Source organism: Mesorhizobium sp. M1A.F.Ca.ET.072.01.1.1 (assembly GCF_004023325.1).
In the GTDB taxonomy this organism is placed as follows: Bacteria; Pseudomonadota; Alphaproteobacteria; order Rhizobiales; family Rhizobiaceae; genus Mesorhizobium.
Map to the genome: position 1 here is coordinate 37,828 of NZ_RZSF01000004.1, position 24,386 is coordinate 62,213.

Consider the following 24,386-nt stretch of genomic DNA (forward strand, 5'->3'; position numbering starts at 1 on the left):
CAACCGCGGGCCTGGGGCAATCACTCCCCTCGGATCTGCCACCCAGCAACTACGGCAAGTCCTCCGGGCATGACCTTGCAGCCTCTGCTGGCCGGTGCGTGGCGCAGTCCGAGGTTTTGAGGCCGGCAGTGCGGATTTGATTGGTGCAGCCGTTGGAATGCCCTCGTCAGCTAGTCGTCAACTAAGCGCCCTATGTTGAACAGCCGTGCTAACTTGAGCTCGGTTGCGAAACATAGGAGTACGAATCGTCATGTATGGTCGAATTGGTGGCTCATCCGATAGTTACCGCGCGCATAATGCCGGCGAGCAATCGGATGCAGGAAGCGAAGGGTTCGCGGACACATTTGCCCGAATGCACTTATCCGGATCGGAAGGTAGCGGCGCCTCATCATCGGCGGCTCCCCAAGCATACTCCCTCAATTCCCGACCTCCTGTGGTGGAGATCAACAGGACTTCCTTCAGGAGACAGGTGAGGCAATTTCATGGTGATGAAATCACGCACATCGCCGACAATCCTCAAGAGTATTCGGAGTTCGTATCGTCACGAGCCAGGCGCACCGCGGACGTTGCTCAGCAATATGGCATCCGTCGAGATACGGAGCACGCGCGATATTTCAGTTACCAATTGGGAGACCGGAGTGCCGGACTGCTGAGAATGGAAGGCGGATTCAGCATGAACGAGTTCGAATCGGAAAGTTGGCGGGAACAATTTCCTGGTCGAACTGAGGTCACTTCCATAGTGGATCTTCAAGTCGCCCATCCGCTCGTCGAAAATGCGGGCGATATTCTGCTGGAGCATCAACTTCGGATAGACGGCGACCGACCGTTGCTGAATTGGCGTGCGGCTAATCCGGAAGCACAAGCGCGCGCGCAGACGATGGGGTTTGTTGAAGTGGATCATGGCGACCTGGTGCTTGACCCTACGCAGCATCCCGACAAATGGACGAAGAACAGTGCCGGTGAGTGGCAGCGTGCAGGCAAACCTCCACTCTATCTCCACAAAACCGAGGATAGCGACAGCAGCGATAGCGGGTCCGACGACGATTTCATGTGATTTGTCGACCCGCCGCCGAGCCTTGCAACTGGTGACGGTTGCAAGGCTGTTGGCAGTGAATGCTAATTGTCCGGCGACAGCCCCGCCTTAGCGCCAGCGCCGCCGAGCAATCCAGCCCATCTCCCAGACAATAAACTGCGGATGCGCATCGTGGGTGCTTGCGAGCGGATTGTATTCGGGCCGGAACTCCGCCTCTTGGAACCGAGCTCTCCCGAATCCAATTTTCTCCACCACACCGTTGGGTCGTTGCGATGCGCCGATCCCGATCGGATCGGCTATGCCTGCTCCGCGCTCGCAGGAAGACCTTCCGCCTCGATCTTGGCGGCGCGATCTCGGCGATAAGTTGGATGGGAGGCAAGATACGCCGCCACGTCAACAGCCGGTAACGCGACATCGCAAATCGGCCCTGACGGTAGCCGATCGACTCCAATCGCCGGACCGCAACTCGCGCAGCGGCATTCGCGGTTTGGCCAGGAGAAATGCTCGCTGACTCACAGCGTGGCCGGCCGCATTCTGAGTGCCCTGTCATGCAGCCTGCGCCGACGGGAGCTCGGCACGCGAATGGCGTGGTTGGCGGCCAAGCCCTGAGGTCAACAAGGACTTACAGAAAGCGGGGGTGAGTTTGCCGCGATGAATTATGACCTTCTCGCGACCGGACCTAGCATCGGCTTCCTCTCGCTCTCGATTGTAGCCGCGCTGTTCGTTGGATTTAACGTGGCAAGCGGTGAATTCGGAATCAGCCAGCCCTTCCAAGTTTCTGGCCATGACGGGGCGACTCGTGTGGATGTGCACCCACATCGGGCTCGGCATCGCACCATTGACCAGCATCTTGGGCTGCAGCTTCATCTCAAACAGCTTTCCTGGCTCGCCACGCAGCGCGACCGGTGCCTCCGGCGGCATCAATTCGTCGGCATTGCACAAATGTTCCAGGTATTTTTGCGCCGGAAATGCGTAGGTCTTCATGCAATCAGTCGTAATGCCGGCTTTTCCTTCATTCAATGCGTTGGCCTGTCCCAGCACCATGTTCAGCAACCCTTTGAGCTGGTCTGTGCGTTCGTGCACTTTGGGTAGCTGGGTGGAGGTGAGTAGCAGGCGTACATTACGCCCCTGCAACCCGGCGAGACAGGTTTGCATCTCAATGGCCTGGGCTCGCAGGTACTGGGCCACATCGTCCACGACCTTACCGGCCTCCTCAGGCTTCATCTGGCGCACTTGGGAGACGACGCTTTGCTGACCGGCCAGATCGAACTGCAAAAGTTCGTCCAATCGTTTGAGCCGCTCCGTCAATACCTCCATTGACAACGCGGCGCCCCCGATTGTCGAGCCTGCCCCCGACGAACTCGCAGCCACCTCTTGCGCTCTCACCTGTGTACTCGCAACTTGATCCGAGCGCGCGAGAACCTTGGCTGCTGGCACTGTGCCGGCGTTCGCAGCGACTGGTGTTGATGGCTGCCCGGCGGCAGAAGTCCCGGCGCGAGCTGCCGACTTATGCTTTGACTTCCCTTTCCTTCGCGCTGTAGTGCCTTCTGACACTGCAGCCGTACCAGCAGTGCCAGCCGGTATCGCAGCGCCTGCCCTGGCCGGCATCGCAGCGCCCGCCTGGGCCTGTGGCGCCATGATGGCTGACGGCGGAGACTGCAGGTTCAACAAGTGCATGGCATCGTGCGCAGTGATCCATGCATCGTCCACGATCCGTTCGAACAGTTTCAATGGGAGGCCGGCATCTGGGTAGGTATGGCTTAGCTTGGTATGCACCTCGTGCAACGCCAATCCAAAATCCGAAAGCCGCTCCATGATTTTTTCTACAACCGCGCAATCATGAGCGTTGAGTGTTTTGCCATCATCCATTATGCCCTTCGCCAAAGAGAGGGCGCGAAGAGCTTCTTGAGCGGCGCTTGCCATCAGCTGCACCACTCCATTTCGACCGACGAGGAGTTCCTTCAAATCTGGCTCGAACCTGCTCGCCCGCAGTTCAATCTTGGCCCGCGCAAGACCGATCCGCTCACGGACCAGCCAGATCCTGACACTCAGTACCGAGCCGGCACGCAGCCGCAGTGCGCACCGCTCGGCTTCCCGCATCACGGGCGTTCCACTGGATAGGCTAGCGGTGGCAGCGCAGGCGGATCGCTGCCGTTCGGAGCGCCATGCCTTTTTTTCCCACCACTTAATTGCCGCCGTATGGTGGTTCTCCACATTTAAAATCAACAGCTCCTGCCGGTCCGCCTGGGAGTAGGAGTAGAGTTTATCGACCATACCTGCCGCTTTCTTGGTCTTTTTGTCCAATTTCGTGATCGTCGACAGGCCAAGTTTGTCTACTTCATTCGCGGCGTCGCACACGATCTGGCAACATCTACGCACCTTGTCGTCTGGCATAATTGTCTGCGCCTCAGCCGCAGGCAGGCTAGCGCGGTACTCCAGAATTGCTGAGGCTGCATCGACGACCCGACTGATCAGCTCCACCGCCTCCTCGGGGACGTCGGTTTTCCTGGCCGCAGCCTCGCAATCAGTCAGTTGTTGAACAAGACTGTTCATTCTGAGCTGTGTCGGACTGATATCTTCATTTGACGATGAGCTGGTGCCTTCCACCTGCGCGGTTGATAGTTGGCTACCGACCGGCGCCATGGCTTCGCCCTCAGACATGGAGGGAGAACCGCGCCGCCTTGCGGCTGCGCCACGTGGCGCTACGGTTCCGCGTGGTGGCGCAGCGGCTCCACGTCGCGGTGTGTTCAGGATTTGATCTTCGCCAATCGAGGCGCCTGGCAGACTTTCGCGGGCATCGCCTGGACCGCGCGCAACTGGAAGGGAGGAGGGCCTCCTATCGGCGTCCCCAGAGCGCATCTGCTCCACAACGGAATCGAATGACTGTCCACCTTCTCCCGCAGCAAGACTTGATTGCGAAAGGGAACTGCTCGCCCGCCCCGCGCGGCTGGCTCCAGTTTCAGCCTGCGATTTCCGTGGTCGGCCAATGCCCTTCATATTGCGTCTCCGTAGTAGGCGAGAATGTGCTGCTATTGTGCTGGCGGCTGACGAGACCAGCGGCATCTTTCGGTTAACGTCACGGTCAGCCAGACCCGCGACGGCGTAATGTTCCCGCCAAAGTGCTTCTCAGTAGCAGGCCAAGATTGGCCCGAGCTCACAGGACTTTCGCAACGTTGCCATCGATGTCCTGAGATTATCAGCGCTTCAGTCCGCCGATTTCCAGGAACAGCGAATGAAATCAGACCAACTCGGCTAGCTCCCCTTCCTAGACACGTGCCTGACGATTTTATTGATGCGTCACTCCTCTCGTTCGCCACCGACAAAGTCACACATTTGCTTCAGAGAAGCGTGTGCGTTGCGTATCACGCGGACCATTTCGATCTATAGTTACAAAAAGTGTCGAGACGGGACCTTTGGATCCGAAGGTCAGGCACGGCCGGCCTAGATAGACCGCTTGGCTGACGATTAGCTGACGATGGGAGTTCTCACGAACAGGGCAAGAAAATCCGACCGCTTCAAGCTTTCGATATGGTGAGAAGAGGATCCGCACCGGCCTCCCAAAGCCGGCAGACCATCCCATGTTCGTACGGTCGCCGACCTTCTCGAAGCCAATGAGCTCACCGCGCCGGGCCGTGATGTGCAGGCGAGAGAATGGTGATGCAAAGACCGAGTTCCTGCTCGTTGCGTGCGCCCGTGGAGCCAGCAAGAATACGGTCATTGCGGTCATGCAGCACGTGGACCGTGTCTCCTGTTCGACACCACAGCATCGAGGATGCAAACGAGCTGCTGCGGCTGCCATTCGGTCGCGGCATGCGTGGACGGCGGGATTGGCCGAACAGCCGAGATCGTGGTCGACTGTTCGATGCGAGAGCAACATCCTGCAGAGCATACGTTTTTGCGCTGGCCGGTTTTTGTCAAAAGCCGTCAGGTTCTCGAAAGCTCCCGCCCTTAGCTTGATCGAGGCTAACCTTTAACACGTCGCCGCCAATGGCAAATGCCGGAGTACCTGATGATAGCAGCAATTGGGAGTGGAGTTGGCAACCTCGGGACTTCCTTGATCCGAAAGGGCCATGGGGATTCGAAATCCGAGCATTCTGGTGATGGCAAGCCGGCTGATGGCAATGATGGCAAGCCAGCTGGTGGGAATGATGGCAAGGCAGCTGGCGGGAACGATCGGGCGGATAACCGGACCGTTTCAAATGATCAACTTCAAGACAACTCACAGTCTGCAGCACAAAGTGAAGCCTTCCAAAGTATCCTGCGATCGTTCGCGTTCCAATTCGCGAACGATGCGATGGCTGAGGCCGATGAAGCTTTGGATGACACAGAAGATGCCTGACGCGGGAAATCCGGCGTGAGGTCATACAGGCCGTTATTGACGGCACAACTCCAACAGAAAAAGGAATGATCATGGCTGCAGTTGATAATAATAAAAAATCAGGCAATACCAATACCAGTAGCGCCGGCAATACCGATAAAACTAACAGTGGCACTCCCGGCAATACAAGCGGAGCTGATGCTACTGCTTTTCAGGCGCAAGTGCAGGAACTAACCAATGTTAGCTTGGAGGCGACGAAAAGGAGTGTCCAGTTGCGCACTCTAACGACCAATCTCCAGACCATCAAGAAGGCCGCCGACGAACGCGTTTCGTAATGTCGGAAGCGGGTTTTAGACTGCCCCCTAGCGCGTCTCCTTATTGACGCGACGTAGTCCCGAAATGAGCCGCATGGCAATTGCCATGCGGCTTCTATCCTGTTTGAGAGATGCTCTGTGGATGACGCCGTTTCCCTCCGTTTCGAAGTGCGTTCGGGGCACTATTGCGGTCTGACCGGCAAGACGGATCTTCAAAAGTGTTTAATCGGCAGCGGCTTCGATGCCGATTTGGTCTTTGTCGAGCAGGGACTGGCACCGCATCACCTTCGTGTAACTCTTCTTGGCAAGTCGATCGAACTGGAGGCGCTTGCACCCGGACTCAGTATCGAGGGCAACCGGAATATCGCCGCAGGCCAGTCCGTTGTTGTGCCCCTTCCTGTCGTCCTGCTCGTAGGCGAGATGTCCATTGCTTTGTCCGTGCAGGATGCAGAGCCGCCTGGTTCGACCGGCATACCGCGCCTACCGATCGGTGTGCTCGCCATGGTCATAATCAGCTCACTCGGGATCGGCGCGCTTTCAGGCACGATCTCCTATCTTGGCAATGCAAGTGGATCGAGCCCCAATTCACTTCGGGCTGAAGTCGCGTCCAGAACGATCAGTCACCGCGCTGACAATGAACTTACGGAGGCAGCGGCCCAAGAGCTGCAGGAGGAAGTCGATCGAGCGGGTCTTCTCGACGTCAAGATTGGGTCGGCAAAGGGTGTTGTGACCGCCGAAGGCACCGTCACGTCTGAATCGGTCATCAGCTGGCAGAAGCTTCAGCAATCGTTCGATCGTCGCACCAAGGGTACTCTAACACTGGTGAACGGAGTGCTCATCAAAGAGGAGAAGGCGCCATCCGCAATCGCGGTCGAAGCTGTGTGGCATGGGGTCCAACCATATATTGTCATCGACAGCGAGAAGTATTTTGTCGGCGCCATTTTGGCTGATGGATGGGTGGTCGAACGTATTGAGGACAGCCGTGTGCTGCTGAGCAGGAATGGCCGCATTGCTGCTCTCCAATATTGAAAGCTCGCAGGCCCCATCAAGCAGCACTCTATGGCCAGCCAAACATCCTGTCGCGCTCGGTGCTGACAAGCTGGCTGCGTTGGAAACATTTGCTGCCCAGCCATTTCGCGCCTGCTTGTGGCTCTCATGCAGGGTCACGCGCTGGCCAAGGCTGAGGCGCCTTCGGAGTTCGAAAGCCACGTTTCATGGCGTAACAGCAGAGTAAGTCTCAACCGATTGCAAAGGTGTCTCGATGGCCAACGTCCTGCGTGACTTCATCAAGCGTGCGCCGGCCAGCCCGGATTTAATGGTTGCGTTGATGCTGCTTCTGGCTGTCGCGATGATGGTCATGCCTATCCCGGTCGTGGTGGTCGACGCCCTGATAGGATTCAATATGGGGTTGGCCATACTGCTGATGATGGTTGCCCTGTATGTCAGTACTCCACTTGATTTTTCCTCTTTGCCCGGCGTTATTTTGATTTCCACTGTATTCCGTCTCGCGCTCACGGTCGCAACGACGCGACTGATCCTGGCCGAGGGGGAGGCCGGCAGCATTATTCATACTTTTGGCGATTTCGTCATTTCAGGCAATATCGTGGTGGGTTTCGTCATATTTCTGGTCGTCACCATGGTGCAATTCATGGTCCTCGCGAAGGGTGCCGAACGGGTGGCAGAAGTGGCGGCGCGTTTCACGCTGGATGCTCTGCCGGGCAAGCAAATGGCGGTCGACGCAGAGCTACGCAACGGCCACATCGATGCCAACGAATCCCGCCGGCGGCGCGCCGAATTGGAGAAGGAAAGCCAACTCTATGGCGCGATGGACGGCGCGATGAAATTTGTGAAGGGCGATTCCATCGCCGGGCTGGTGGTTATCTGCATCAACATGCTGGGTGGAATTTCGATCGGCCTGCTCTCCAAGGGCATGTCCTTCGGCGAGGTACTGCATCACTACACTCTGCTGACGATAGGCGATGCATTGATATCGCAGATTCCGGCCCTTCTGCTCTCCATTACTGCGGCGACCATCGTCACCCGTGTGACTGGGACGGCGAGGATCAACCTCGGTACAGAAATGGTCAGTCAGCTCACGGCCAGCACTCGAGCCTTGCGACTGGCGGCCGGCGTCCTGGTTGTAATGGGGTTCGTTCCTGGGTTTCCCCTCCCCGTCTTTCTGATGCTGGCCGCAGTGTTCGCTGCGGTAAGCATTGTCAAGGCTGATGTGCTGGGCGCCGGCACTGCCGATGCGAAAGGTGGAACTGCAGCGGAGCCTAAGCAAGCCGCGCCTGCGAAGGAATTCCCGATCGCATTTTTTCTAGCGCCAGATCTTATGCAGGCGGTCGATCAAGCCGAATTGCAAAAACATATTGGGCGCGTTTCGCTCCTGGTCACAGCCGATCTGGGCATTATCGTTCCTCGCATCCCTGTCTTGGTTGACGAGCAGCTGCCTGAATCGCAATTCCGAATTGATGTCGAGGGCGTGCCAGTCGAACAGGACGCCTTAGATCCAAACCAGATGGCGCTCCGAGCCGATGTAGCGCACGTCGACTCGAGCGGTGTCCCCCTTAGACGTGAGCCGAAAACGGACACACTCCCGGTTGAACATACCCCTGCAAAGGCCCTTACGGGCGCCGGCACGGAGCATAGGGCTCCCGGCGAACTCCTCGCCTTGCGCGTCCATGCAGCGTTGACCCGCTACGCACCGCGATTGGTGGGCATCCAAGAGACCCGACATTTCCTGGGCCGAATGGAGCAGGAATATTCTGAGCTTGTGAAAGAGGTGCTACGCACGACGCCGATTCCTCGGATTGCCGATGTTCTGCGCCGCCTCCTGGAGGAAGGTATCCCAATCCGCCACACCCGTCTCGTGTTGGAGGCATTGGCCGAATGGAGCGAGCGTGAGCAGAACGTTGCCCTGCTGACGGAATATGTCCGTTCTGGTTTGAAGCGACAGATCTGCCACCGCCATGCCAACACGGAGGGCATCGTGTCCGCCCTGGTCGTCGAGCGCGAGAGCGAGGATGTGATGCGTGGCGCGGTTCGAGATTCGGATGCAGGCCCCTATCTCGCACTGGAGGATCGGCAAAGCGAAGCGATGCTATCACAGATACGTCAGGTCCTTTCGAACGCAGAACCGGGTCAAACCCGCCCTATTCTGTTGACGTCGATGGATGTCCGACGTTTCGTCCGCGGCTTTCTGACGCGAAACGGGGTTGATCTCGCCGTGCTGTCTTATCAAGACCTCGCCTCCGACTTTACAATTCGCCCCGCAGGATCCGTCACACTCCCGCACGGATCGAACAGCGGATTGTTAGAGTAGTCCCACCTTTCCTAACTGAACGCCACGCGCCTCCCCGATAACTGAGAGATAACATGAATAGTAATACAGTTTCTCCATCGCCTATGTTTCTGCGCCGGAACTCACTTCTTTTTGCCGTACTCGCCATTCTGCCTTTGGGCGGTTGCGCCAGCTGGCAAAAGCCGGCTCTTTCCGTGCAGGAGACATCTTCCCCCGAGTTGCTCAGCGCCGATCAAATCGATCCGGCTATGCGCGAACGCATTTTGCGCGAAGTTGGTCAGGATGTTCAAGAGCGGGCTTTGCGGGATGAGGTGAAGCAGCACCCGGACAATGTTGATGCGGCGATACGACTTACAAATGCCTTGGTGGGCCAGAAGCGCCCGCACGAAGCGGTTGAGGTGCTCGACAGCGTCTTGGTTGCAGCCCCAGGAAACGTACGTGCATTGAATGCGAAGGGCGTGATTTTGGACATTGAGGGGCGGCATGACGCGGCACAGGCCCTGTATCGGCGAGCTCTCGAAAACGAGCCAGGCAATCAGATGGTGCAGCATAACTTCAATCTGTCGCTTGCCTTTAACGGCAAGTCCAAACAACCAAGGTTAGCACGATCGCAATAGGTGGGCACAGTGCATGCGCAGCCTGTTCCCCGGCTCGAACACGCGCTCGGCTCCCATCATAGATGGCCCCCTGAAGAGAGCCATATCTATGCAAAACAGTTGCTCCAGATCTGGCCGGCAGAGATCGGCAGGAGAGCCGGATGACATCACGCGGCCACCCGCAAGGCCACCCGCCTCGCTTCGTTGCCAGAGCGCCCTCTCCCTCGCCGGTCACCGTCTCGCAATGCGGCGACCTGGCTTAAGGCGGTCGACCGAGCGCCCGATGCAGTAGCCATGAATACGTAACGCAGCGATGGACCCGCCGGATCGTGTCGCGCTTGTGCTGGCCGTCCCTGCCATTACAGCACGGTGATTGTAGCTGGATCCTATTCTAGAGGCATCGATGGTGTGGATGCCTTCGATCCAAACAATCGATTTGTTGAATTCGTCCGCCTGAGGAAATTAGCTGCGGCGATCCGACTTCCGACGCCTGCAGGCGCAAAACCAACAGCGTGAGCGCTGCGGGTCCGGAGGCAGGCTGCAAAGTGCAATCACCAGCGCTGATAAGCGGCAAGTGAAGAATGTATCGCTCGGGCGACTCCTGTGTTGTGCACGGTTGCCCCGCGAGGTGAACTGTAGCAGCTTGGCAGCTCAGCGTTCACGAAAGGAGAAAAGATTTGGGGCCAAGCAAAGACCGGCTTTTTTGATTGTCTTGCTGTATCGCTATGGTGGGGCGGGCGCGACCGCTCCCATAATTCAATACGCTGCCTTTAGCGATGGACGATGACGGGATGCGTCGCCGAGACTTCAATGGTGGAGGAGCAGCGCACCCGTCGATCCATTTGCTTTCAGCGGCAACCGCCACTATGAAGCGACACTTCGCCCAACTGTGTTTCAAGCTGCCCGGAGAAGTTTATGACAGAAGAACCCCACAAGACCGACATCCTCATCGAGCTCACTGCCGATGTTGTATCAGCCTACGTCTCCAACAACCCCGTCCCGGCGGGGGAGCTTCCTGCCCTGATCGCCCAAGTGCACGGGGCTCTAAACGGCACGGCTGGACTCATACCGGCAGAAGAGCCTGTGCCTGTAAAAAAACCTGCTGTCCCGATCAAAAAGTCGATCGAACCGGACTACATCATTAGCCTTGAAGACGGCAAGAAATTCAAATCGCTAAAGCGCCATCTGGCGACGCACTATGGTCTGACCCCAGACGAATATCGCGCCAAATGGGGTCTGCCGTCGGATTATCCCATGGTGGCGCCGAATTACGCCGCTGCGCGCTCCGCCTTGGCCAAGACCATGGGACTCGGCCGCAAACCGAAAGAGCCGGAAGCCCCAGCCACGGCGCCGGCGAAACGGACCCGCAAGAAGGTCGCAGCCTAAATCCGTATCAACAGTCGTTCGGACGCGCAGCAGCCGTTGGCCCAATCTGCGCGGAATCAAAGGGCGGGGATGAGCCCCGCCTTTCCCGTCCAAGAGCCTCATTTCCAGAGTAATTCATGATGGCTCCAGCAATCCCTGCCGCGGCATTAACTTGCATGCTCCGGCCCGGGTTTCGAGCCGTCAATGCGTTCCGGCGATGACGAACCTTGCCAAGGCTTTCCCGGACCGTTAGCCAGCCTTGCTGAGGCTGCCTGCAGAGGACTTTCCCGTGCGGCGATCCTGTTCCACCTCGTAGTTGATCTTCTGGCCCTCATTAAGGGTCGACAGGCCCGCTCGTTCAACAGCGGAAATGTGGACAAAGACATCCTGACCGCCGTTGTCAGGCTGAATAAAACCAAAACCCTTCGTGCTGTTGAACCACTTCACCGTTCCAGTCGCCATATCCATTCCTTTGTAATAAGTCGCAACTTAGGCAGGCCATTCACGCCAGCCTGATTTGTACACGAGACTTTAGGCGCATCAAAATCGGAAAATTGCAAGGCCCACTCGATCGCCTGATCTCCAGCAGCAACTGCAACATATGCGAGGCGCGTGCCAGACGAGGCGTATGCCAGACGTTTCGTCGTGCGCTGTCGCTCGAACGTTGACAGAAACAATGACACACCTTGCAAACTCGGCACATCTTGTGGACGTGCTCGGGTCGCTTCTCGACTGCGATACCCGCTCCTGACCGGGTATCGTCGGCCAAAATGAGGGTTTTTGTCATGTGCCGCCAGACCGAAAGATCAGGCGCGCAGCGACCTGCACATTCAAACCGGAACCCGCGAACCTCGATTAGCTTCTGCCTGCTCCGAAGGGCGGTAGCCTGCTCTGAGGCGGGCCACTGTCGGGTTGAAAACCAACTGTCGGGTTCGGAACCCCAGATTGTCGGCAAGGTACGCGCCGCCCACTGGTTGGCCAAAGGGCACTGGCTCCTGATCCTGCCGCCATGCTCGCCCGATCTCAACCCGATCAAGACAGGTCTGCTCAAAACTCAAGGCGCGGCTGCGGAAGAAGGCGGCCAAAACTTTCGACGCTCTCTGCGGAACTCTCGGCGATATCTGCCAGCTGCTGGAGCCAAATCAAAAACCATTAATTGCGACAGGTGATTTTATGACATTCATTGCGAAGAGGCCAGAATGAACAGCGGAAGAGAGTAGCAGCTCTCTGGTCGCGGCGAGGTGGATCGTCGACACGATCGGCACCTGGCCCGTGCGGGGATCGCACCGCAGCCAGCACCAGAGCCAGACCTTGACCGCTTGCCTTGCTCAGGCGCCACAACAACGAGTGGCTGGAAGCAGATCCACGTGAACTCAGCGATATCGATCAGACGATGCTTACCCTCATGAAAGCCGATCCCGACGCTGTCCAGCGCCGCGAAATCCTGACCAGCATATGGCGCATCGGATGCCACCGCCTGCACACTCACCATCGACATGCCGGAACTCGGAACCAAAGGCCGCAAGCCTCGCCGGCCTCGGCAAAATGGAGCGGCCGCGCCTGGGCGGCCGGGCCAATGTTCGCCAGGCCCTCTACATGCCCGGCCCTTCGCCCTGCGCTTCAACCCCGACCTCAAGGCAAAATACCAGGCGCTAAAGGCGGCAGGCAAACCCGCAAAGGTCATCATCTTGTTGCGAAAGCTCCTCATCCTAGCAAACGCTCTCCTCAAGGCGCAGCGAAAATGGCCCCTAAAACCCTTGACCGAAACGGATACCTTAGCCTTTCAGGTGAGGCGGGCCGAGATAGACCAACCGCGGGTTTAACTTCGCGAGTTTAAGCTGATTATGCCGATGCAACTCTAGCGCCTGCGCGACCGTTTTAGCTTCCATCAACAAGGCGGCAGGGTGGGAGGAAGTACCCTCCCCTGCCGCGAACAAGCTTTGGACAAAGCCCCACCTTGTCCGTAATGTGATCGGGAGGCCGGGGCGCGGCGGTGCTCAGCGGATGTGACGCGCGAGATCTGCGACCCTACCCATCAGCACTTCCATCGGTCCTCGCTGGAAGACGCGCAGCCAAAGCACCGCAAAAGTGCTGATAACCACAACGAAGCCAAAGAGCGTGGACAGGCTCTCGTCTTTGAAAATGTTTATCTTCATAAGATAGGCTATTCCCGCAATGTGCAGCACATAGGCCGTCAAAGACATCGAGCCGACTGCGATTATTGGCCAGACCAGCTTTCGCAGACGCGGGAGCGCATCCACAGCGAGCATGCAAGCCGCCAAGATGATCATTGCGCAACCGGTGCTGCCCACGATCGAAAGCGTCGTTTCGCTATGAGGTGCGGCTATCCATGACGACTTGACTATAAATGACGACTTGGAAGGCTCAAAAGCGCCGTCAACGTCAGACCACCACAAGGAGGTTTCAGTCAAAGCGCGGGAACTCAGCGCGAGCAAGGATCCCCCATGGCCCAACACGGCCAGCGCGACCCCCGCCAGACCAAGGCGCCAATGCGCTGCTAGCGTATTAAGATTAAGGCGCGCGATGGCCATGCCAGCGATGAGGAAAGGAACCCAGGTCACCGCGGGATAGTAGCCGTTGACCATGAGGTTGAAGACCGGGTCGAGGAGGTTGGGGGCAACCGACAGAAGGGAGGAACGGACTTGCGGGAGAACTAATGCCGTAGCGGCAGCGATCAAGCCCAGCTGATATGCGCTGAGCCGATGGAGCGGCAATACCAACAAGAAGCAAATTCCGTAGTATTCTAGGATGACTTCGACCTGGGTACCGAGGCAGCCCAGGATTGAGCCAAGCGCGAGCAAAACAAGGGCACGAATTGCGACTCTGGCGATGGCCTGTCTACCGGCTATCCCCGACTTCGGCGCCTTGCGACCTGTAATCAGGAGGATTGAAAAACCGGCCAATACGGCAAACAGGGCCGACGGCCGCCCATGGGTTAGTTCCATCAGAAACCCGACTAGTCCTCCTTCGCCGGGGTCGGGACCGAGATGGGCGGCATACATCCCGAAGACAGCCAGGCCCCGAGCGAGGTCGATGCCGACCAGCCGATCTACTACCGACCCATTCCTAGCGTCGGCAACCGGTGCCTTCATTACCATGGTAGATTCCCTTGCTGGGTGTGTGGATCGCGGGAGCCGCGATAGGAGAGCCGGTCGGCTGCTGCCGTCGCCTCGTGAAAGGGTTCAAAACATCGCGCCATCTGGCGCATCGAGCCGGCGACAGAGCTGTTCAGCCATTAGCCTGGGGTAAGAACAACAGATCGGCTCACAAAGCCTGTGTCACGGACCTGAAAAGTGGTGTCGCGGAACCGTCGTTTTTTGCATGATGGCTAAGCCGAGAGATCCACTGCACCGACGAGAGACTCAGCGACGTTAGATATCCGATCAGTACGCCGCGGCTCCGCCGGTGACGATCACCCCGGGTGTCAAGGCCAGGGCGTAAACCTGCCATAATCTGTGGTAGTGCGCCCGCGACCAATCCGTTCGACAAAGCTCGGCGCATGGTCGAGCCAATCATATTCTTCCATGTGGCTGTTGCCTGAAAAACCGAAGACGCCGTTCGCTGGTCCAGCTGTTCCAGACCTCGGCCTGCGTCGGTCATTAGAACCGGCGCGCCTGTTTCCCAAATCAATTTGCTGATGCAGCCGCCGGGGGTCACATTGAGCAAAAGTGCCGAGGTCAGGACGGGTTTCATAGGGGCTCTTCGTTTGGCTTTGTTAACGACCCCTTTCTTGCAAGTTGTAGCTGACAGCAGCCTGAAAGCTCCCCAAATAATTCGCTGCCGCCGGTTCAGCCTATTGTCAGCTTCGACCAATAAGATGGGAGCCTTGCCCTCATACCGGAGCTCGGCAGCATGATGCGAATACTGCTCACTGAAGACGATAAGGACCTTGGAAGTGCTATGCACGATCATTTGGTGGCTGGTGGCCACGCGGTCGACTGGGCCAAGAACCTGTCCGAAGCGCGCGATTATGCAGCTGTGGTCGGCTACGACCTTATTTTGCTCGACGTTCACCTGCCGGACGGCAATGGGATCGACTATCTGCGGGAGCTGATCAAGGAACTTGAATCGGCACCGGTCATCATTCTGACAGCCTGCGATCGGATTTCGCATCGCATCGAGGGCTTCAACGCTGGAGCCGACGACTATTTGGTCAAGCCGTTCGATCTGGGGGAACTCTCAGCGCGTATCCATGCAGTGGCACGTCGCCATGGGCATTTTCCGGAGCCGCAATTTTCGGTTGGGACGCTTTCCATACAGGCAGCCGAGCGACGCCTCTTCCGCGACGGGCAGGAGGTCTACCTGACTTGACGCGGATGGGCGGTGCTCGACTACCGTCTGCCCCAGCCCTGCACGGTCGTTTCAAAAGGGAAGATCGTGGACGCGCTTTTCGGCAGACGGCGCTGATTCATACTCTAAAAGAAAATTCGGCTTCCAGTTGCCTTGGCCATGACTGCCCTTCCCGAAAGATGGGTGACAGTTCATTCCGGATAGATGGGTTACACTTTCGGCCCTTTGCAAGGAGAGCAAGGTGCCTTGGAAGGAGTGTAACGTCATGGAAGAGCGGCTGAAGTTCGTCGCCCGGCTGCTGGACGGCGAGAAGATGGCGGTGCTTTGCCGGGAGTTCGATATCTCGCGCAAGACCGGCTACAAGATCCTCACGCGCTACAACGACAGCGGCCTGGAGGGGCTGACGGACCGATCGCGGCGGCCCTATCGCCACGCCAATCAGCTTCCGTTTCAAATCGAGAAGCTGATTGTGCGCCTCAAGCAAGACAAGCCGACATGGGGTGCGCCGAAGATACGCGAGCGGCTGGCCCGGCTGTATCCGGATGTGCACCGGCCCGCGATCTCGACCGTGCATGCCGTGCTCGACCGCCGGCATGGTCGAGCGCCGCAAGCGCAGGCGCAACAGGGCGACGGGGACACCACTTTCAAACGGCTGTCGCCCTAACGATCTTTGGTGTGCCGACTACAAGGGCGAGTTCGGCAGAGAACACGGCCGGGACAGGGGATCACAAACACTTGACCGTTCCAGACCCTGGCAGTGGCGCATCGATTGACCGTTGGCTCTGTTCGTGGGCACCGAAAATAGGGCCTTCTTGGTCCTCGGCAGAGAATATGGCCCGGACGGGGGATAACAAACACTTGACCGTTCCAGACTCTGGCAGTGGCGCATCGATTGACCGTCGACTCTGTTCGCGAGCGCCGAAAATACGGACGACCCCTATGGTCAAAGTGCACTTCTGACCTGCTAGGCACTGTTCGATAACTGGAGGCACCCGCTACGGTGCCCTCGTATTTAAGACACCTGTCAGTTTCAAGCCTGGACATTGACGCGTGGCGCGGCTGCCATTCGTTGACCGCCACGTCGAATTGCCCGCCAACCAGTGTACAGCCGCCGGTGGTCACATTGAGCAAAAGTGCCGAGATCAGGAGGGGTTTCATAAGGCCTCTTCGTTTGGCTTTGTTAACGACCCCTTTCTTGCAATTGTAGCTGACAGCAGCCTGAAAGCCCCCAGATATTCGCTGGCGCCGGTTCAGCCTACTGTCAGCTTCGATCAATAAGGCAGGAGCCTTGCCCTCATACCGGAGCTCGGCAGCCTGATGCGAATACTGCTCATTGAAGACGACGACGACCTTAGAAGTGCTGTGCACGATCATTTGGTGGCTGGTGGCCACGCGGTCGACTGGGCCGAGGGCCTGTCCGGAGCGCGCGGTCATGCAGCTGTGGCCGGCTACGACGTTATTTTGCTCGACGTTCACCTGCCGGACGGCAATGGCATCGACTATCTGCGGGAGCTGATCAAGGGGCTTGATACAACGCCGGTCATCATTCTGACAGCCCGCGATCGGATTTCGCACCGCATCGAGGGGCTCAACGCTGGCGCCGACGACTATTTGGTCAAGCCGTTCGATCTGGGGGAACTCTCGGCACGCATCCGTGCAGTGGCACGTCGCCAAGGGCATTTTCCGGAGCCGCAATTTTCGGTTGGGACGCTTTCCATACAGGCAGCCGAGCGACGCCTCTTCCGCGACGGGCAGGAGGTCCACCTGTCTGGACGCGAATGGGCGGTGCTCGACTGCCTTCTACGCCGGCCCGGTTCGGTCGTTTCAAAGGGGAGGATCGAGCACGCGCTTTATTCATTCAATTCGGAGTTCGAGAGCAACACAGTGGAGGTTTATGTCAGCCGGCTCCGCAAGAAGATCGGCGGGGATAGAATAGCAACCGTGCGTGGCTCCGGATACAGGCTCGTGGTCACATGACGAACTCGAACAGCATGACGAGAAAGCTGATATCGTGGTTAGGCGGGGCAACGCTCCTGGTTTGGATCGCCGCCCCAACCATTGCTGCGTTCATTTTTTGCAATAATGTAAACGAAAGTTCGGATGACTTGCTCCAGGCGAGCGCAGAGTACAGAGAACCAGAGCTGATCAAGGTCTTGAATGGAAAACACGTTGATCAATACAATAACCACTTGCCAACTTATAAAAAGTACTGGACCTATCGTGAGCAGGTTATTAATAAGTACGGGGTAGTGCTTATTTCCGAACCGGAAGAGGGTCAGCAGCCCTTCCCTGATGCTCCCCTGAGTAACGGCTTTTGGGGAAACGCTGATTACCGCGTCTACACAGAGGAGATCCAAGACGGCGTGTATCATCAGTTGGCCGAACCGCTTGATGGCCGCCGTACCACAATCGCGAAGGGCGCACTTTTTGTCTTCCTTCCGACACTCGTGCTCCTGCCCTTTAGCTTAGCTGTTTGGTGGATCGTGATCCGGCGCTCGCTGCGGCCAATCGAGGTACTGCGACAGCAGATCGGATCGCGCGACGGCGGCAATCTGTCACCAATGGACTTGGGCGATTTCCCGGCAGAGTTGGCTCCAATCGCGGCATCCGTCAATCGGCTTCTCGATCGTCTGCGGGCGGCTCTCGAGGCCGAACGCGAGTTCGCCGCAAACAGTGCGCATGAACTGCGCACGCCGATCGCAGGTTCAATCGCTCAGATGCAGAGATTAGTGGCCGAGCTTCCCAATGGGTCGGCCAAAATGCGTGCGCGCGGCATCGAGCAAGCGCTGTCGAGCCTTGGCCGCCTTGTCGAAAAAGTGCTTCAGCTCGCTCAAGCCGAATCGGGGGTTGGCATGGCGGATCACGCGATCGATCTTGTCCGATCGGTTCGGCTGGAAATCGACGACCTGAGGAAAAAGCCGCAATATGCCGGACGCCTGCATCTTAACGTCGACGGCTGCACCACTTTGATGCGCAAAGTGGATGTCGATGCGTTTGGGATCCTCCTTCGTAACCTGATCGAGAATGCGCTGATACATGGACTGCCCACTGTTCCGACAACAGTTTCCGTCCAAACTGATGGAACCATCGCTATTGCAAACGCCGGACCGGTGGTGCCCCTCCCCGACCTCGAAGGGCTTACAAAGCGATTTAGTCGTGGTGCTACTCCTGCTGCGGGCTCAGGCCTTGGTCTACATATCGCTAACATGGTTATCCAGCGGATCGGTGGCAGTCTAGAGCTTGCGTCGCCCGCCCGCGGTCGCAATGATGGTTTCGAGGCGATCATACGAATTCCTCAATGACACCGGTGAATTCGACGACAGTTGGACACAGGGCGGATTGCTGGCAAGGCTGCTGACAGGGCGAACTGTACGGCAGTATGTATACGGCGTAGAAATCGTACTTCACACAACGCATTTCGGCCGCGGCAATCAATGCCGCTATCATCGTCTGAGCAGTTCGATCGAAGCGACACGACATGATCGGCAAAATCGAAGGCTCCGCCTCACCGCTCGCTCGATTTCGCCCGGGGAGAAAAAAGGCCATCCGAGAAAGTGCAAGCCGCCGCGCAAAGGCGACGTGTCCAATTGTCTGGGTGCCCCTGTGCGCCGGCCCGATCGGGTTGGCGGGGTCCAGTAAGGACCCGGACCAACCATTCCATTTAGACGACCGGCAGGTTTTAATCGGCGTCCGGATCGCCGTCCCAAAATGCCCCAAGTATACGGCTAGAAAGGCTGCCAACGATCGAGCTTTGGTCGGAGGCGTGCTTGTCAGCGTCTTGGGTGCTTGACCGGCCTTTGCAATGGCCATCGCCATCGCAAGTATCGTGCGTGGCCAGTGAGACCGCAATTTCATCAGCCTGGAGCCGACCGTATCGGTGCTTTTTTATGATTTAGGGATTTTTCGTTTTCCTCTTGGATCATCACGGGTTTGGAGAGGATCTGGTGTTAAGTGCCATTCGGAGCGCCGGCGAACCGCCCGAAATTAATGTGGTCGAGTGATGAAGCCTCCCGAATGCGTTAAACGAGACCCTTTATGGCGGCCCTGGCTGACAACAGTCTGAAAGCTGCAAGCGGCATGCGAAAATGGGGCGATCCTGAATGACGACAGATGCTATCAACATGAAAGAGGCTCGCCCTGAAAGCTGAGCACGCTTTATGCTCAGGCTGCTGACAAGGCCAAAGCAGCGTAAGTGCGTAGTGAAATCCAAGGTCCACATGGGTCGTCGCGCGTCCCATGCGCCTGGGAAGGCGCCGGCCCGGCCAAGCTTTCCCAGCTCGTCCGCATGATGCTTCGCTGAGCGTCAATGGACGTTGGCGCGAGACCAAGGCGTCGTGCGTTGCAATCCGGACGGTCCAGGGTATCAGGAGTTTCACGGCCTCGGCCCGCTTGGCTGGCCACAGTTGAAGCTCCAACGTACCGGCTGGCACCGGGAAATTGGGCTCTGCGCTGCCTCAACGCTGATGGCACGGTCAATGCTTGCCTACCGATGGGGCCGCCCATGCCGTGATGCTGTCGGTCGACGTTCGCAAACCAGACCCTCGCGAGACCCAGCGAAGGGGCTCGCCGGTACGACGAGGGACCTTACCTCTTTATGCGCGGCATCATTAGCCTTACACGTCGTCCCTCGCGCTCGGGTCTTTGTGGGGCGGATGAAGTCCTGATCGCGGTGGCACTGCTGCATGTTTGCGTAAGACCCATCCAGTCACGATCGCGCTGTCCTTCGATGTCGCGGTGCTGATAGGCGGGCAGATCGGTGTGCGCGGCGCCCGCCAAAGGATCGTCGTCACGCCGGAGGAGGCGAGCGTCATAGCCGGCGCGCCGGCGAAAGGCGCTTTCTGTCGGATGCCCGACAATGTCGGATATCGCAAGTATCAAGGTTGGATCAAACCTTGCGAATCGGGGCTTTCTTACTTGGCACGGGGCATGCTCAGGTATCCGCAAACACCCAATGGATAACGAGCAGACTTCCCATGGCCTCACCATGCCGAAAGTTTCCCGGACGCATCCAAAGATGAGGCTCGCGTCAGGCCCAGCAACACGCTGACGGCTCATGTGGCTCGGCGTCGCGTGCCGATCCACTTTCTCCCAATAGGCGTTCGGGAGACATAGATCCTTCAAAATGAGGAACAGATCACTTTGCCAGGAACGCAGCCCATAACCCCACTCTCCCTACCAGAACTACCAAGCAAGCCCCGCACTCATGGGCTTCGCAGGACGTCCGTTGCGTCCGAGTTGGTCGGCGCGGGGCCGGCTCCGATCCCCGTCGCATGGGAGGACGGCAAGGCGAGGGATTTCGTGCTCGACAACGGCATGGAGGTGGTCGTCATTCCCAACCACCGGGCGCCGATCGTCACCCACATGGTGTGGTACAAGATCGGCAGCGCCGACGAGCCGCCGGGCAAATCCGGCATCGCCCATTTCTTCGAGCATCTGATGTTCAAGGCGACGACCAACCATGCGGGCGGCGAATTCGACCGCGCAGTGTTCGAGATCGGCGGCTCCAACAACGCCTTCACCTCCTCCGACTACACCGCCTTCTATCAGACAGTGGCGCCGTCGGCGCTCGAGCTGATGATGAGCTTCGAGGCCGACCGAATGCGAAACCTCATCCTGACCGACGATGTCGTCAAGACCGAGCGCGATGTGGTCATCGAGGAGCGCCGCTCAAGCACCGACACCAACCCGCAGGACGTTCTCCATGAGGAGATCGACGCGACGCTGTGGCAGAACCACCCCTATCGCATCCCGATCATCGGCTGGATGCAGGAGATCGAGCAGCTGAACCGCGTCGACGCCACCGTCTTCTATGAAAAGTACTACTGGCCCAACAACTCCGTGCTGATCGTGGCCGGCGATGTCGAACCGGACACGGTGCGGGCGCTGGCCGAAAAGACCTATGGCAAGGTGGCGCGCGGACCTGACCTGCCGCCGCGCATCCGGCCGGTTGAGCCCGAGCAGAACACCAGGCGCACCGTCACGCTCTCAGACGCCCGCGTCAGCGTGCCCAGTTTTTCGACGCAGTGGGTGGTGCCGTCCTACCACACCGCCAAGCCGGGCGAGGCCGAAGCGCTCGACCTGCTGGCCGAAATTCTCGGCGGCGGTAACCGCGGCCGGCTCTACCAGGCGCTCGCTGTCCAGCAAGGTATCGCTTCCAGCGCCCGCGTCTATTTCCAGGGCACTGTGCTCGACGACACCAAGTTCGCCATCTATGGCGCACCGCGCGGCGATGCCAAGCTGGCTGATCTCGAAGCGGCGGCCGCTGCCGAAGTTGCCCGCATTGCCGAGGATGGTGTCAGCAACGAGGAACTAGGCAAGGCCAAGGACCACTATTTGCTCAATATGATCTTTGCGGAAGACAACCTGGACTGGCTCGCCAGCATCTACGGCTCGACGCTGGCCACCGGCGGTACCGTGAAGGATGTCGAGGAACGGCCGAATCGCATCCGCAAGGTTACCCCCGAGCAAATCAAAGCAGTTGCCGCCCGCTATCTCGCGTTCGACCGTTCGACCACGGGCTATCTCTTGCCCAAGACGGAGAATCAAGAGATGACGCTCGGCGCTCGGCCCCATGCTGCGATGAACATCCAGGAGGTGAAGTCCGAAAAGGGCATCATCGCCTGGCTGGTGGAGGACCACACAGTGGAAATCGTCAACATCGGCTTTGCCTTCAAGGGCGGCACCAAGCAGGACCCGGTCGGGAAGGAGGGGATGGCCAAACTGATGGCCGGCCTGTTCATCGAAGGCGCTGGCCATTACGACAGCGGTGCCTTCCAGGTGAAGCTCGACCATGCCGGCGCCGAAATGAGTTTGGACGCGCAAAGCGACGACATCTACGGATCGATGTGCATGCTTTCCAAAAAGCAGGACGCGGCGTTCGGCCTGCTTCGGCTCGCGCTGAACGCGCCGCGCTTCGAGCAGGGGCCGATCGATCGCGTCCGCGCCGAGATTGTCTCCCGCATCGTCGGCAGCGAGCGAGACCCTAACGCCATCGCTCAGCGCAAATGGCTGCGCGCGATCTATGGCGCGCATCCTTGTTCAAGGCCGGGAGAAGGCACAAAAGAGAGCCTCCCCGGCATCACGCCGTCCGACCTCCGCGCCTTCCACCAGGCCATTTTCGCTCGCGACGGGCTCCATATTGCCGTGGTGGGTGACATTGACGCGAACACGTTGAGGGAAAGGCTTGACCAGCTGTTTGGTGATTTGCCTGAGCAACAAACCCTCGTCCCCGTCTACGATGTCGCGCCGAAACTCGGTCAACTGGTGGAGGAGAACTACGACCTGCCGCAGACTTCGCTGACGTTGGCCTGGCCTGGCGTGAAGCCTAGCGCGCCGGATTTCTACGCGGCCGTGCTGCTGAACGACATCCTTGGCGGCTCATACTTGACTTCCCGCCTTTACGAGGAGGTACGTCAAAAACGCGGCCTTGCCTATCACGTCAGCTCTGAACTAACCCTTGACTCGCTTCTGGTTACGACAGAGACACGCTCGGACTGCGCTGCCCAAACACTGAGCATCGTGCGAGATGTGGTAAAGCAGATGGCGCAGCAAGGACCGACCGGGGCCGAGCTCAAGGCGGCGAAGAAGCACCTGATCGGCGCCTATGCCATCGACCAACTGGGCTCGACCCGCTCGATTGCAGACCGGCTCCTGGATTTGCAGATTCACAAGGCCGACGTCGACTACAACCAGCGTCGCGCCCGCAGCATCGGTCGGGTGACGCTCAAACAGGTCAAGGCGGCGGCCAAAAAGCTGCTTTCGGCCGAGCCCGCCATTTTGGTGGTCGGCCCGCCGCTGGGCGGCAAGGATGAGTAAAGAAACTCATCACACCTTCCTTCTTCATCGGGGCTTCTCGTGGGAAGAGCGTTGGAGGCCCGTGGGCCAAGCAGATCATGCAGACGCGCGGAGTCGTTTTCGCCGACCTTGCGCGGCATTGGCGGTCCGGCGGCCTCTCGCCGAAATGGCGCTCCTCAGCATGTATGCCGCCTTTTTGCAGAATTCAGTCGCACGCCACCAGCAGGCATGGTGGATGAAGCAAACATCCGACTGCTTAATCCATCAATTGATGAACCGCGGGCACTCAAACTAACGAAACTGCTGTCTTTTCATCGGGCTAGCGTGGTCTACCAGCTGCTTTGCCGAGGCCCTACGACGAACCCACTGGTGCAGAATACACACTGACGGCCCGTCGACCTGGATGTTCGCTGCGTTGAGGAGGAATCCGGTATTGCCCCTGTGCCTGCCGATGATCCGTCGCCTGAAATCCCCGCACCTGTTTGGAGCCATCGACCGCCTGCCGGCACTCGGCAGACCAGTTGGCAATAAGACGTTCGAGGTCGTCAATCCGTCGACCGGCGAAGTTTTGGCAGAGCTTCCCGATATGGGCGTGGAGGAGACACGTGCTGCGGTAGACAAGGCCTATGTTGCGCAGTCGGGATGGGCCGCGTTGACGGCCCGAGAACGTAGCGACGTTCTTTGGCGATGGCATCAGCTGATCATCGACCATGCAGGCGATCTCGCCGCGATTCTGACTGCGGAAATGGGCAAGCCGCTTGCCGAAGCCATTTCAGAGGTATCGCATGCGGCGGCGTATCTGCAATGGTATGCCGAAGAGGCCAATCGCGTCTATGGGGAGACGATCTCGGCACCCTCGACAGACCGCCGAATGCTAGTGATCAAGCAGCCCATCGGCGTTGTTGGCACGATCACGCCATGGAATTTCCCGGCCTCCATGGTGGCGCGCAAAATCTCGCCGGCCTTGGCTGCGGGCTGCACAATCGTGCTCAAGCCCGCTGAACAGACGCCGCTTGTGGCTGGCGCAATGTTCGCCCTCGCCCATCAGGCCGGCTTTCCCGATGGCGTGGTCAACCTGATCTATGCGTCCGAAGGTGATCGCGTGGGCCGTGAACTCTGCACCAATTCCAAGATTCGAAAGATCAGCTTCACCGGTTCGACGGAGGTCGGACGGCTGCTGATGCGTCAGTGCTCTGACCAGATCAAGAAGGTCAGCCTTGAACTCGGCGGCAATGCACCTTTCATCATCTTCGATGATGCCGACATTGACGGTGCTGTTGACGGTGCGGTCCAGGCGAAGTTCCGCAATGCCGGCCAGACCTGCGTTTCCGCGAACCGCATTTACGTCCAA

Annotated in this window: 14 protein-coding genes and 4 pseudogenes; 15 read left to right on the forward strand and 3 right to left on the reverse strand. The window is 58.4% G+C overall.

The features are described 5' to 3' along the window. Positions 1–250: 250 nt before the first annotated feature. The gene (locus EOA32_RS01325; RefSeq protein ID WP_024505378.1) at positions 251–1,054 is read left to right on the forward strand and encodes a hypothetical protein; all 804 of its coding nucleotides are present in this window, start codon (positions 251–253) and stop codon (positions 1,052–1,054) included. Between the two features lie 525 nt (positions 1,055–1,579). Here the strand turns inward: EOA32_RS01325 and EOA32_RS01330 are convergent. Next, positions 1,580–3,694 (reverse strand): hypothetical protein, encoded by a 2,115-nt coding sequence (locus tag EOA32_RS01330; RefSeq protein ID WP_245454733.1) that lies wholly within the window; start codon positions 3,692–3,694, stop codon positions 1,580–1,582. Between the two features lie 1,348 nt (positions 3,695–5,042). Here EOA32_RS01330 and EOA32_RS01335 point away from each other — a divergent pair. The 6 genes from EOA32_RS01335 to EOA32_RS01360 all read left to right on the forward strand — a co-directional run bounded on the left by EOA32_RS01335 (position 5,043) and on the right by EOA32_RS01360 (position 10,951). Then, on the forward strand, positions 5,043–5,372 hold the full coding sequence (locus tag EOA32_RS01335) for a hypothetical protein (protein WP_081714433.1): 330 nt from the start codon (positions 5,043–5,045) through the stop codon (positions 5,370–5,372). A gap of 71 nt (positions 5,373–5,443) precedes the next feature. Further along, entirely contained in the window at positions 5,444–5,686 is a 243-nt protein-coding gene (locus tag EOA32_RS39565; RefSeq protein ID WP_224570034.1) for a nodulation protein NopA, read from the forward strand. 117 nt (positions 5,687–5,803) lie between these two features. Continuing rightward, positions 5,804–6,694 (forward strand): hypothetical protein, encoded by an 891-nt coding sequence (locus EOA32_RS01345; protein ID WP_024505382.1) that lies wholly within the window; start codon positions 5,804–5,806, stop codon positions 6,692–6,694. A 232-nt stretch (positions 6,695–6,926) separates the two neighbouring features. Beyond that, on the forward strand, positions 6,927–8,990 hold the full coding sequence (gene sctV / locus EOA32_RS01350) for a type III secretion system export apparatus subunit SctV (protein ID WP_024505383.1): 2,064 nt from the start codon (positions 6,927–6,929) through the stop codon (positions 8,988–8,990). A gap of 53 nt (positions 8,991–9,043) precedes the next feature. Continuing rightward, the gene (locus tag EOA32_RS01355; RefSeq protein ID WP_081714429.1) at positions 9,044–9,586 is read left to right on the forward strand and encodes a tetratricopeptide repeat protein; all 543 of its coding nucleotides are present in this window, start codon (positions 9,044–9,046) and stop codon (positions 9,584–9,586) included. Positions 9,587–10,480: 894 nt separating this feature from the next. Next, on the forward strand, positions 10,481–10,951 hold the full coding sequence (locus EOA32_RS01360) for a MucR family transcriptional regulator (protein WP_024505385.1): 471 nt from the start codon (positions 10,481–10,483) through the stop codon (positions 10,949–10,951). Between the two features lie 228 nt (positions 10,952–11,179). On the opposite strand, the gene EOA32_RS01365 is transcribed toward EOA32_RS01360, so the two are convergent. After that, entirely contained in the window at positions 11,180–11,392 is a 213-nt protein-coding gene (locus tag EOA32_RS01365; protein ID WP_008874821.1) for a cold-shock protein, read from the reverse strand. A 524-nt stretch (positions 11,393–11,916) separates the two neighbouring features. Here EOA32_RS01365 and EOA32_RS39570 point away from each other — a divergent pair. Next, positions 11,917–12,133 (forward strand): annotated as a pseudogene (locus tag EOA32_RS39570) (transposase); the annotation flags it as partial. A 794-nt stretch (positions 12,134–12,927) separates the two neighbouring features. Here EOA32_RS39570 and EOA32_RS01370 read toward each other — a convergent pair. Next, the gene (locus EOA32_RS01370; protein ID WP_245454732.1) at positions 12,928–14,043 is read right to left on the reverse strand and encodes a DUF418 domain-containing protein; all 1,116 of its coding nucleotides are present in this window, start codon (positions 14,041–14,043) and stop codon (positions 12,928–12,930) included. A 760-nt stretch (positions 14,044–14,803) separates the two neighbouring features. Here EOA32_RS01370 and EOA32_RS01375 point away from each other — a divergent pair. The 7 genes and pseudogenes from EOA32_RS01375 to EOA32_RS01405 all read left to right on the forward strand — a co-directional run. Continuing rightward, the gene (locus EOA32_RS01375; protein WP_224570033.1) at positions 14,804–15,262 is read left to right on the forward strand and encodes a response regulator transcription factor; all 459 of its coding nucleotides are present in this window, start codon (positions 14,804–14,806) and stop codon (positions 15,260–15,262) included. Between the two features lie 244 nt (positions 15,263–15,506). Continuing rightward, positions 15,507–15,939: pseudogene (locus EOA32_RS01380) on the forward strand (helix-turn-helix domain-containing protein); the annotation flags it as partial. Between the two features lie 619 nt (positions 15,940–16,558). Next, positions 16,559–17,218, forward strand: a complete 660-nt coding sequence (locus EOA32_RS01385; protein WP_024505389.1) for a response regulator transcription factor — start codon at positions 16,559–16,561, stop codon at positions 17,216–17,218. Further along, the gene (locus EOA32_RS01390; RefSeq protein WP_126063917.1) at positions 17,215–18,543 is read left to right on the forward strand and encodes a HAMP domain-containing sensor histidine kinase; all 1,329 of its coding nucleotides are present in this window, start codon (positions 17,215–17,217) and stop codon (positions 18,541–18,543) included. The genes EOA32_RS01385 and EOA32_RS01390 overlap by 4 nt, the downstream gene beginning before the upstream one ends. A gap of 1,933 nt (positions 18,544–20,476) precedes the next feature. Beyond that, positions 20,477–21,781, forward strand: a pseudogene (locus EOA32_RS01395) (pitrilysin family protein); the annotation flags it as partial. Between the two features lie 549 nt (positions 21,782–22,330). After that, a pseudogene (locus EOA32_RS40725) lies at positions 22,331–23,056 on the forward strand (pitrilysin family protein); the annotation flags it as partial. A gap of 412 nt (positions 23,057–23,468) precedes the next feature. After that, positions 23,469–24,386, forward strand: a 918-nt coding sequence (locus EOA32_RS01405; RefSeq protein ID WP_127309517.1) for an aldehyde dehydrogenase family protein, incomplete at its 3' end; no start/stop codon positions are given.